Annotated in this window: 10 protein-coding genes; 5 read left to right on the forward strand and 5 right to left on the reverse strand. The window is 56.6% G+C overall.

The features are described from left to right. Positions 1-227 precede the first annotated feature (227 nt). Both ACFE72_RS20985 and ACFE72_RS20990 read left to right on the forward strand, forming a co-directional pair. On the forward strand, positions 228-4,001 hold the full coding sequence (locus ACFE72_RS20985) for a hypothetical protein (protein WP_375415051.1): 3,774 nt from the start codon (positions 228-230) through the stop codon (positions 3,999-4,001). Between the two features lie 127 nt (positions 4,002-4,128). Beyond that, complete coding sequence (locus tag ACFE72_RS20990) at positions 4,129-5,031, forward strand: hypothetical protein (RefSeq protein WP_375415052.1); 903 nt, start codon at positions 4,129-4,131, stop codon at positions 5,029-5,031. Between the two features lie 20 nt (positions 5,032-5,051). Here the strand turns inward: ACFE72_RS20990 and ACFE72_RS20995 are convergent, their stop codons facing one another. From ACFE72_RS20995 to ACFE72_RS21005, 3 genes are all read right to left on the reverse strand, one after another. Next, positions 5,052-5,951 (reverse strand): hypothetical protein, encoded by a 900-nt coding sequence (locus ACFE72_RS20995; RefSeq protein WP_375415053.1) that lies wholly within the window; start codon positions 5,949-5,951, stop codon positions 5,052-5,054. 37 nt (positions 5,952-5,988) lie between these two features. Further along, positions 5,989-6,876 carry a hypothetical protein gene (locus ACFE72_RS21000; protein WP_375415054.1) on the reverse strand — a complete coding sequence of 296 codons (888 nt, stop codon included), beginning with the start codon at positions 6,874-6,876 and terminating at the stop codon, positions 5,989-5,991. A gap of 174 nt (positions 6,877-7,050) precedes the next feature. Beyond that, positions 7,051-7,848 (reverse strand): tyrosine-type recombinase/integrase, encoded by a 798-nt coding sequence (locus ACFE72_RS21005; RefSeq protein WP_375415055.1) that lies wholly within the window; start codon positions 7,846-7,848, stop codon positions 7,051-7,053. 137 nt (positions 7,849-7,985) lie between these two features. Between ACFE72_RS21005 and ACFE72_RS21010 the strand changes: the two genes are divergently transcribed. Further along, positions 7,986-8,327 (forward strand): hypothetical protein, encoded by a 342-nt coding sequence (locus tag ACFE72_RS21010; RefSeq protein WP_375415056.1) that lies wholly within the window; start codon positions 7,986-7,988, stop codon positions 8,325-8,327. 6 nt (positions 8,328-8,333) lie between these two features. Here ACFE72_RS21010 and ACFE72_RS21015 read toward each other — a convergent pair whose 3' ends face one another. Then, the gene (locus tag ACFE72_RS21015) at positions 8,334-9,254 is read right to left on the reverse strand and encodes a hypothetical protein (protein WP_375415057.1); all 921 of its coding nucleotides are present in this window, start codon (positions 9,252-9,254) and stop codon (positions 8,334-8,336) included. 238 nt (positions 9,255-9,492) lie between these two features. Here ACFE72_RS21015 and ACFE72_RS21020 point away from each other — a divergent pair, with 238 nt between their 5' ends. Both ACFE72_RS21020 and ACFE72_RS21025 read left to right on the forward strand, forming a co-directional pair. Beyond that, a complete protein-coding gene (locus ACFE72_RS21020; protein WP_375415058.1) occupies positions 9,493-9,837 on the forward strand; it encodes a type II toxin-antitoxin system RelE/ParE family toxin in 345 nt (114 codons plus the stop codon). Then, a complete protein-coding gene (locus ACFE72_RS21025) occupies positions 9,834-10,160 on the forward strand; it encodes a helix-turn-helix domain-containing protein (RefSeq protein ID WP_375415059.1) in 327 nt (108 codons plus the stop codon). The genes ACFE72_RS21020 and ACFE72_RS21025 overlap by 4 nt, the downstream gene beginning before the upstream one ends. A gap of 33 nt (positions 10,161-10,193) precedes the next feature. Here ACFE72_RS21025 and ACFE72_RS21030 read toward each other — a convergent pair whose 3' ends face one another. Then, positions 10,194-10,862, reverse strand: a complete 669-nt coding sequence (locus ACFE72_RS21030) for a tyrosine-type recombinase/integrase (protein WP_375415060.1) — start codon at positions 10,860-10,862, stop codon at positions 10,194-10,196. Positions 10,863-10,867: the final 5 nt, after the last annotated feature.

Raw genomic sequence — 10,867 nt, forward strand, 5'->3', positions numbered from 1 at the left:
CACCTCCTGGCTCTTCGAGCCTACTACAGGTGTCCACTCATTCGGGGGAGGTTCACCAGGGTGTGGCGGATGCCGCTTGAGATTGGAGCCGATAGCAAACTGCGGCGCGTGGAAGGCTAAAACGCCAGTTCGGCACTGGCTGTGAATTTTGCGCCTGCCAAACTGGCAAAAACGCAAAGGCGCCCTAATTCTAGCGCACCTCATGCATCCATTTTGGAAGTATCCTCTTGAATCAGTTTCCGCCCAACCTCGATGCGCTACGGGCGATGTCGCAGCTCGCGATGTCGGGCAATGTGCCACTCGCACAGATCGTGTCCGGGTTCGAAAAGCAGCTAAAGGCGTTGCGTGGCTTCGACCCTGTTGAGGCGGCGGCGGTTTTCGGCGGATTGTTGACCGTTCCGGAATTACAGTCCAACTGCATTCGCTTGGAAGGACTGGTCCATATCGCCCTAACCTACTGCAGCGGGACAAGGAAACCCAAGGCCAGCGATGTCACGCGCTGGTTCGCCGAGTTCGGCAAAGGGTGGCTGGGCAATATGGAAGACCCAGCTGAAGATGTTTTTGTTTCGAACGTCGCCACGCCGCGCGGCAATTTTCGTGTTCTTGAAGGAGTATGGGAAGGCGCGGGGTTCTATACCCAGCGGATCGTAAACACTGCGGAAGGTATGCCTCCGGGCGGCGGATATGATGAGTTGCGGGAAAGCGTTTACGCTCTTCTCGCTTTATCCGATTTTCTGTGCGAACGCGCCGGCCTAACCCGGTACCAGCTTGGCAACGATCAGCGACAGCGATCGTTAGATGCGAAGCATGCGAACTCGATACATGCGTTCAAACGCCGTTTGTGTTTCTCCCGCCAGGAAATCGAGGCACGCGGCATTTCCTTTGAAGCTCTCGCGCCCTTCGCATTCGATCCCCGTGATCGGGTGAAACTTGTGGCAGAGGACCTTGGCCATTCCAGCCTGGAACGTTATCCACTTATTGGCGATCACGGGTCGCTCTATTTCGTTTTGCCGACGGCGGTCACGGCCGCCATTCGGCGTCTGGTCGTGGAGCGCATGATTACGGGCGGCATGCGCGACGCACTTGCCGCCGGAATCGGGCGCGAATACAGCGCTCTCTTTGCCAAAACCCCGTTACTCGGCGGAAGCCTTGGAATGCCGGTCGGATTCGAGCGGACCAGGAGCGGCCGAGCGTCAGCAATCATGACGAAGATCGATGTCGGGCGATATCTGAGCTTCGTGTTCATTTTGGATCAGTTGGATGACTTCGAGAACACCGGCATTGCCGGTCTTCAGCCGGGTTTGGACGCGCTCGCGCCGAGCATTGAAGAGAGCATCGATCATTTTGCAGCCCAAGCGCGCCAAGACCCGGAATTTCGCGACGGCATTACGCTTGTTGTGGGTTGCGGCATCGGTCGTGCTTCGGCCCATTTCCTGGACAACAGGGAGCGCCCCAGTTGGCGCGTGGAGCATATCGGAGCTGCCGACCTTTGCACGCTAAGCTTTTTGCATCGGTTCAAGCCATTGTCACTTTGGCGGTTGCTGGACGCGCGCGACAGCGTCGAAGCCAGCGGTGTTGAAGTCGGCAATGCCAATGGGCTTCTCAATCTCGTGGCTTGGGCTCGCAAGCTTGATGGCCACATGGTGCCGCATGAGATCTTACCCGAAGACTTCGCCGATGGGAGCATCGGCACCCGGCTGGTGATCGAACAGAATGCCTTGCGCTCCCTCCGCCACGAGGTCGCAACGCAGTGGGACCCTCACGTGGAAAAGGACGTGAGGGGTATCTGGCGGCGTGTTCAAAAAGACGGCGACAGTCTATTCAAGGAGGACAGGTCTCGACCCGTCTACGGCACGGAAGAACCTGTCGGCCGGTGGCCGCAAGCAGCGTACCCGACGGCGCACCGCACGTGGTGGGGAGAAATCGAGGTTCCCGAAACAACGTCCGGAGACCTTGGCTTCCGGCGGATGAAAATGCTGATGGTCTGGCTGGCAAGGGCTGCGCCCGTACTTGATGCTGCGTTCCCCAACCTTCCTGAAGGCGCGCTGCTCTGGCGCGGCCATTTTGAAAGCGCCACGGAAGAATTTGACCACGCGCCTAAGGTGGCAACGTTTGGAGAGGCCTTAGCCGAAGTTAAGGTGGCTTGCGATGCAGACTATCGAACCGTCACAGTCAACACGAGCCAACGGTATGAGGATGCGGTATTTCATCAGGAAAATATTGCGGAGCGCGCTCTCATCACACGGACCGTCGAAGGTTTTGCGGCGCTGGCAAAGAACGTCATCAACGAAAACGAGCGCGATGCGCTTGTCGCGCGGATCATCCCGGACACGGCGGCGCGGGAGATGCACGCCTTTGTGATGCACCAGTTTCGCGATGGGGTTCGCGAGTCCCTTCCGGCGTCGCCCCTGACGATCGATAGGGAGGACGATGCCGCCTTTCGTTTTGGTCTGGGCTGGCGCGTTCGATCGCGCAGCGAGGGCAATGAAATCATCGGAAAAGAAGCATGCATCTCGTTTATCAACGCGCTCGTCCGACATGTCGAAGACGCGTTGTGTGCAGAGCTTCACCGATACGATCGCCGGGCCACGATCATGCTGGCGCTCAAGAACCACGAGAGCGCCGCACTTGAGCGCGATTCGTGGAGTCGCACGGCGTCTGCCGTTCTGGCACTTCGTCAGGACAAGGACGCCGCTCGTGACACGATGGCACGGCACGAGTCTCGTTTGGCAGGGGCATTTCAAGCCTCGCGGATTCTCATTGAATTTGCACTATGCGAGTGCCCGCTTGTGGGAGGCGAGTCGCCAGGTGAACTCGATTTTTCGCGCCTGATGGCCAGGGTTGCATTCATTCAGCATGTTGGAGGCTGGTCGGACGCAATCCGTTGGGACGTGATGGAGCCGCGGGTAAGGATATCGTCCCTCGGGGATGTTTTCGTGAACTACGACTTTATCGATAACGTCTTGATACCGTTCGGGCGGGCGGGCAGCGACCTCCGTGTCGATGAAGCCGTCAGGGGGTACGGCAAGAATCTTGAACACCCTGGCGCGGCGCCAAAGTCATCGCAGGGAGAGCTAGAAGAACCGTTCCGCGCCGCCTGGAACGAGCAGTTCGACGTGACCTTTGATGACACGCGCCAGTTTATCGATGCCATTGAACGGTTGGGTCGCGAACGGGGCGAAGCGGTCTTTGCGATTCCAAGAAGCGATCTCATTGCGGCGAGATATGAAGACAGGCCGGTAGCCGGAGCGGATAAGCTTGTCGGGGCCTGGAGTCTGATTCCGCGCGCGCACTGGCGGGACATACCGGAAGGCTTTGAAGAGCGCGACATAAACCCTTGGCGCTTTCGACGGCGCTTGACGGCGTTGCGCAAGCCCATCGTTCAACTCGACGAGACCGGCGATCCCATAATGCTCGTTGCACCCGGTTTCGTTCGCGACGCCTTCGGTTACATGCTTCGCAATTTTTACCGAGGCGACTTTCCACCACGCCAGTTGAAACCGCTGATGCGTGCTTGGACGGGCAAGACGGCTGACGAACACGGCAAGAAGTTCACAAGAGAAGTCGCCGACCGCTTGACAAGATTGGGCTGGCGAACCGATACCGAGGTCAAGATCACGAAGCTGCTGCGAAAGGGATTTGACCGCGATTACGGCGACGTCGATGTGTTGGCGTGGAACGAGGAAAAGGGACGCGTCCTCATCATTGAGTGTAAGGACGTTCAATACCGCAAATCCTTCGGCGAGATCGCGGAGCAGTTGTCGGACTTTCGAGGGGAAGTCGGTCGTGACGGCAAGCCCGACCTTCTCTTGAAACATCTCAACCGTGTGGCCCTAATTTCAAATCATCTGACCGAACTCGCCGCCTACATGAAGCTGCCCCAAGTTATCGTTCCGGAAAGCCACCTCGTATTCAGAAATCCGGTACCGATGCAGTTTGCTTGGAACCGGATGGAAACGCGGGTGCGGCTGAACTTGTTTGCCGGATTAGATCGATTGTGAGAAGGGAACACAGTAAACGGCCCTGCTCGATGCAATCAAAGTCCCGTCTCACGATCTTGAACGTGCGTAGGTATCGTCATCAAGCTTCCTAAAATAGAAACAGATTCCGACCAGCCGAAAATTCGACATGGCCCTCTTTGATATCGATGATCCCGAGGCGGCCCTCGGTTATAGAAATATTCGCAAAGCCGAGTATCCAATCGAGGCTGAGATCAAGGCCGGTCTAGAAGACCTGTGGGCCGTTTACGAATCCTACGCCGATGCGAACTTCGTAGCCGAATTTTCCAAGCAACCAGATAACCGATTTTGGGAGATGTACCTCACCGTTCAACTTCTGCGGCGCAAAAAGAAACTGCTGACAAGGGATGAACGGCCACGGTGCAAGAATGGCGATAAAGGGCCTGATATCTGCGTTTGCAAGGGGAACCGAAAAATTTGGATCGAGGCAATCGCCCCCAGCGCCGGCGACGCTGAGAACATCGACCAGGTGCCTGATCTGATAGCTGCGAACGCCGTACTCGATGCTCCGCGGCGTCAAGTCGAGTTGAGGATAACTAGCAGTCTTTACACCAAACTATGCGCATTCGAGAAATACCGGCAGGATGAAATTATTCAGGATAACGACTCCTGTATCGTTGCCATATCGGCCGCTCACTTCGCACTGCAAGCCCTACCGTTCGGTCTACCGTACGCTGTTTCCGCCGTATATCCGTTTGGCCAAGAGCAATTTATCATAACCAATAACGATGTCCGGAATGCACGGCGCAGCTTTGCATATGCCGGGCACATCGAGCGTGGAAATGCCGATCCGATTCCGCGAACTGCATTTCAACATGATTATTTCGAGAACATCGCCGGCCTAATTTGGTCACGACGTTCGATTGGAAGCTTCCTCGGGCAAAAGCACGATCTTATTTTTGTCCACAATCAACGGGCGGTTAAACCCATTCCCCGTGCGTGGACTCGTTGGGCGGAGGAGTACGTTGCTCCGCGAGATCGAAACGTACTTCAGCGTTTCCGGCGCGGATGATTTGGAAAGCTAAAATCAGCCTACGAGCGACAATTCGCGCATTCAGCCTTTAGCACTCGGTACGTGCTAAAATGCGCCAAAGGATCGACGAGTTCCCTTGGATGGGAATGCCGGATGACGCATTCCGGCGGAATGTTCACTCGTAGTGTAAAAGTGAAATTGATCGGTGCGGACCAGTCAGGTTGATTGCAGGTAAGGCGCGTCCATTCACGCAGCATTTGGGTGGCAAACTCGCGGCGGGCCGCAAAGCTACTCATTATCAGCGGCATATCTATCTCAAGCAAGGTCGGCGCGCCAATTTTCTTCAAGACGTGCCGATGAAAAGCAAGAACGGACGAAATCCATTCGCTGCCATAAATAAGATAATGAGCTGCTTCCGTTATCAATGCCTGGTCGTCAGCGACAACGAAGACGCGGCCCTGATCGAGCTTATTGTCCACGGCGGCGATTGCCTCCGGTAAACGGTCCTTCTCAGCTTGAAGTTCAGGGTGTGCTTCAACGATGGCCTGCAGCCGCTTAATCATCGCGGGACGGTCATGTGTGTGCAATCCCTCACGGTGATAGATTCCCGCGTCTGCGGTGCGACAACCGTGATAGGTGCGAAGGATAGCAGGCTCGATTGCCTCGGCCAACTCCTCGGTGTGGTAATCAATATCAGCGGTGAGGCATTTTTCGAGGGTGCGCGACCAATCGAGATCGTCCCAACACAAATCACGGAATAGGCCGGGCTTTAGTCTCCGCATGCCATCGCGGCGAAAGCGCGGAGCCAGCCAAGCAGAGAGTTGGGGAACCCAACTTGCCGGACGCTTCCAGATCATGCGATGACCACGCCATAAGCGGTCACCGTCGGACGGCAGGTCCTCAGCGGGCACTAACAGCTGTTCGGAGACTAGTGGTTTAAATTGGTGCTCTGTCGCCATAGTCGGAGATTATATGATTCCCGAGGGATGTCGCGCGTTATCGAGGCTGACGACGCGGGCGATAGCGCCCCGGCAGCGCGTCGATGTCGGCTTTCTTGCGCGCTTTTCCGCCAAGCTTTATCCACATCTTCTTGCGCTTCTTGACGGCGAGGAGGGAAAGCCGCAGCAGGTGGGCGGAGGCCATCTCTGACTTTCCAAGGTCGAAAAGTCGATAGCAGATTTCTACGCCACGCTTGGTGAGGCGTTTGCCTTCATAGTGGTTGTCGGGATAGGAAGGATCATATTTGCCTTCGAGGCCGGTTCCCTTCAGCGACATTTCCGAGTTGATCTTCTTGATGGAGGCGTTCCGCTCCCTCAGCTGCCGCACAATCTTACGCTTGAGCCGCTTGATTTCCGCAAGAAAGGTTTTCTCTGCCGCGCGGAACAACAACGTGTTCATGCTGAGCGTGGTTACGTAGCTGTGCGTCCTGTACATTTCGTCGAAGCGCTTGTGATAGTACTGGAGACGCTTGACAGCGTTATAGTTATACTTTGGAACGTTCGAGCCGAACATGGCGAGGTCGCGTGCATACCGCGTCGGACTAAGATCGCCCAGCATGTTGTGCAACCGGTGCGCAATCATGTTGCGGTAGTCGATAAGGTCAACAATTTCCTTCTTCTCATTAAGCTTGATAGCGCCATCTGCAACAAGCGCATCTAAGGCTTTGTCTACGGGATTCTTGACACCACGTGGAACCCGTTCCGGTTTGCCGGCGAGTCGAGCACTCCACCGGTCGGTGGCTTGGATCCGATCGAGTATCTCGCGCTTCAACTCCTCGGCATAGAACATGACAAGGATCATCTCCATCGCCCGATGCTTTAGGAAATTCTGCTCAAGAGCAGGCAGCATTGAACCAAGGGGGTCGGTAAAGCGCGGGCGATGCATGGGCTTTATATGGCTGTCGGTGAGCGGCGCTTTCTACAGACTAGCAACGGCTTTCGACAGAAACCATATGCGTTGTATTAGCGCGCGTCACCTTGTAGTGCGCTGACGCGAGCAGCCTGCCCGTAAGCCGCGGCCGGGCTTTGCTGACCGCGATGGGGTGTCTGCAGTTAACGTCTACCAATTCCGACTGGACCGCATGAAGACACCTGCGGCCATTACCACAACCACCTTCTGAATCCCTTGAACCGTTCGCAGCACGGATTGACAAAGTTGCTTGATCGCGTTCGGTATGAGCGCGCCTTTCCATAATCGCCGGGCGAGCGCTAGTTCGTCAGGTCCGCAAACATTCATGTAGATCACCGTGGTGCTCAGCTGCGCATGGCCCATCCAACGCTGGATGAGGTGCGGCGGCACGCCACCTTGCAGCGCGCCGACGCCGAAAGCGTGACGCAAGCCGCGTGGGCAGGCTTGTCGTCCTGTCACCTGAGCCAGCAGCATCACGTGTTTGATCAATCGCCACGCGGTGGCGCGATGCCAGGGCCAGAGGCGCTGCAGCGCCGAATGCTCGCAGCGCTGCAGGCGACGGAGCCCAAAGCAACGGTCAAGGCGAGCTATGAGCCTCGGCGGGATCGGTACTTCGCGAACGCAGAACTTGCGCCGCTTCAACGTCACGATAGTAACGATGCCGTTGTCGAGTTGGAATGACGCGGCGGTAAGAGCGAGGACTTCGCTGATTCGTGCGCCGGTCCACGCGAGCAAAAGCGTGAACAGGCAGCGCTCCGGCTCCAACGTTTCCGCTGCTCCCAACACGCGTTGGCGTTCTTCGTGGTTGATGTACTTACGATTGCCGCCTGGGCTGTAGAGTCCGGCCTCGCCGCTGCTCCAGCCGTGCCGTGCAACAATATTCTTCAGAATGTTGCGGGCCGGTTTTCGATTAAATTCAAATGGTTGGTCGCGGTGTCGGGTTGTCATTAAACAATCGAAGCGTAGCTAATCCCTCTTTTACATCGAAGAAAGAGGGAGCGCAACGTTATGAAGAAGAGTGTTGCGATGAAAGTAATGTAAATAGAAGCACTTAGGCCGGTTGGTGCTGCCATGCGAGATGCGCCGTGACCAACCGGGCTATTCTATTTCACGCGATTACTTTGGGGCTGGTTGGCATGACGGCATTTGCCGCCGTCGCTGCCAAAGGGCAGCAAGTGCAAGTCCTGAGCGACAGTCAGTGTCGGGATGCGCGTGCCGTCACCTTGGCGACGCTAAAAAAGTACAACGGTAGAATGAGTGCGCCGTTGGCAAGAAGTCTAGGCCGGTTCTCAGAAAAGTGCGACCTGTCCATCAAATTTGACGTGGTGCCTGGAACTGCCGATGAGGATGCTTTCGGCGAGTTTAGGTTGAAGATAACCGTCATTAAAACATCCAGCCTCGGGACGAACTCGCTCAACGCTGCTTAAGATATTTCAGAGCGTCTGAGGCACCGGCTGAATTTTCTTTGCGGGCGCCTTCTTTTTGGTGGCGTTGGACGCAACCTTCTCCGCTTCCTTCTTGGCAGCGGCAGCTAAATCATCGGTATTGAGAGTCACCGAAGCGGATTTATCCTTTTCAACCGACTTGCGAACCTGCTCCAACGCTTTCGGGTGTTCGTCCAAGTATTTCTTCACTGCCTTTGAATCACCCTTCACCGGATCAATGCCATCTTCGCGCATCTGCTTGATCACCTTCCTGACCGAATCCGGCACCTTCGGGTCATCTTCTTTGATCTTACCTGAGCGGATCGCGCCGATGACCATGCTGACATCGTGCATGTCCTTGATTTTGTCTTCGGTGATTGCCCTGTCGCACTTGATGGCGTCGCGAATGGCGTTGCGCATTTCGGCTGAGCCACGTTCGAAGAACGCGGCGTTTGCCGGATTCATCCCGAGTTCTTTCGCAAACCCGATTGCGCCGCTCACCGTCAGCGGCGTTTCGCGCGCATAAGCGGTTGATGACATTGCTCCGCTGCGTGAACTGCCGTCGCGATCCTCGCTGCCGGTGCTACCGCCATGGGTCGCCGCATATTGCCGCAAGCCGTCCAGGCCAAGGCGACCGGCAGCGCCGGCAAAAGTTGCGTCGGTGCGGTTGGCGGTCCTAAGCGCTTCAAAATCGCGCTGGGTTTGCAAAACGCCAAGGCCAAGCTCTTTCGCGAGGCCCTCATATTTTGCCATCACACCAACGAGGGCAGATTGCCAGCCGGACGGATCGCCTCGGGCTGCGAGCTTCACTTCGGGGAAAACTTTGGCAAGCAAGGGCGCAATCCTTGGATCGCTGCCCAGAACTCCGAAATAGCCGCCGATTTTTCCGGCGACTTCGCTTTCATTTATATTGGTATCGCTCGCTTTCATGACGGCGCACCCGACGAATGCCGTGTTACCAATGCGATGCTGTCCTGATCGGGAAATTCGGTCGTCATGAATCCGTGCAACGCAAGAGCTTGGCCCTGCGAAACGCAGGGAAATATGCCCAACTCTACCGAAACGCCGCTTAAGAAGGCTTAATTTAGCCAATCGAACTGACCAAAGCATTGATTCTAAAAAGTTAAATAAGCTTGTATTATATTGGCAAATTTGCCAATATGCAGCTGTGCGTGATTCACGTCCCATCATCTGGATCAAGGCGGCGCGAAGGGAATTCGAGGCGTTCCCGACCGGCGCACAGGATCAAATCAATCTCGCGCTCACCGTGGCCGCCGAGGGCGGCATGTCGGGAATTGCCAAGCCTTTCAAGGGCGCGGGAAGTGGCGTGTTCGAGATCGCCCTGAAGCATCGCGGCGATGCATTCCGGGTGATCTACACAGTCGAATTCGCAATCGAGGTGATCGCCGTCGATGCGTTTCAGAAAAAGTCCAAGAGCGGGATCAAAACCCCGCAGCAAGACGTGGAGCGCGTCAAGCAACGTTTAAAGCAATTGAGGGAGCAACATCGATGAGCAGCAAGGAAGAAAAACTCGAACTGGTGCGGGGCAGCGGAAACGTCTTCCGCGACTTCGGCCATCCCAATGCGGACCTGATGCAGGCTAAGGCGATCCTCGCAGCGAAGATCATCGCGGCAATGGATGATCGCGGCTGGACCGCGCTCGCGGCGGAAAAGGCGACTGGCGTCACACATACCGATCTCTCGCGCATCCGCAACGTGAAGCTCGACCGCTTCACGCTTGACCGCATGATCACGATTCTCGGCAAGGTCGATCAGGATATGGAAGTCACCATAGACGTGAAGCCGCGCGGCCACGGCGATCTGGTTCATGCGTGAGTTGAACGTGATAGAGTTGCAATGAACTAGGGCTCAAACCGCGGGACCGCGTGCGCCTTTGCGGCTGCGCGCCTTCGGCGGGCGTGCAGGCGCGCCAATTTCGCCCGCGATCGCATCCATGGCGCGGCCGTGATCGTCGGAGGGGAAGAGGTGGCCGTAGCGGTCCATGGTGACCTGTAGGCTGCTGTGACCGGCAAAGGTCTGGATGGTCTTGGGCGGTAAGCCTGCTTCGATCCAGCACGAGATGGCGAAGTGCCGTAGCGCGTGCCAAGAAAACCATTCCAGCGGCTCGTTGCGCCTCTTCGTCTCCCATTGCGCGGCGAGCCGGTGGAAGAGGGGTTCGAAGCTGCGCAGCATCATGTTGCGGTGATCGGTGTAACGTCCGCAGTAATTCGGAAACACGAGATCGTTGTCCTCGGCAAACGGCGTGCGGCTACGCCACGCTTTCAGCGCGGCAAGGACGCCCTCCCCGAGCGGAATGGTTCGGATGCCGGCCCGGGTCTTGGGCACGTCCTCGTTGCCGTAAGGATCGACGCGGGTCTGGATGCGGACCGAGCGGCGAGCAACGAATGGGCCTTCTATTTCTTCAGGGGGAAAACGGTCGAGCGGTTTACTGGGGCGGGCGATAAGGGCGTCGACATTGCGGTATTCGATCCCGGTCAGAATTTCCAGGGTGTTTGGGACGGTTATCAGTGCAAGCACTACGA

The sequence above is a fragment of the uncultured Bradyrhizobium sp. genome (genome assembly GCF_964252615.1).
Classification (GTDB): domain Bacteria; phylum Pseudomonadota; class Alphaproteobacteria; order Rhizobiales; family Xanthobacteraceae; genus Bradyrhizobium.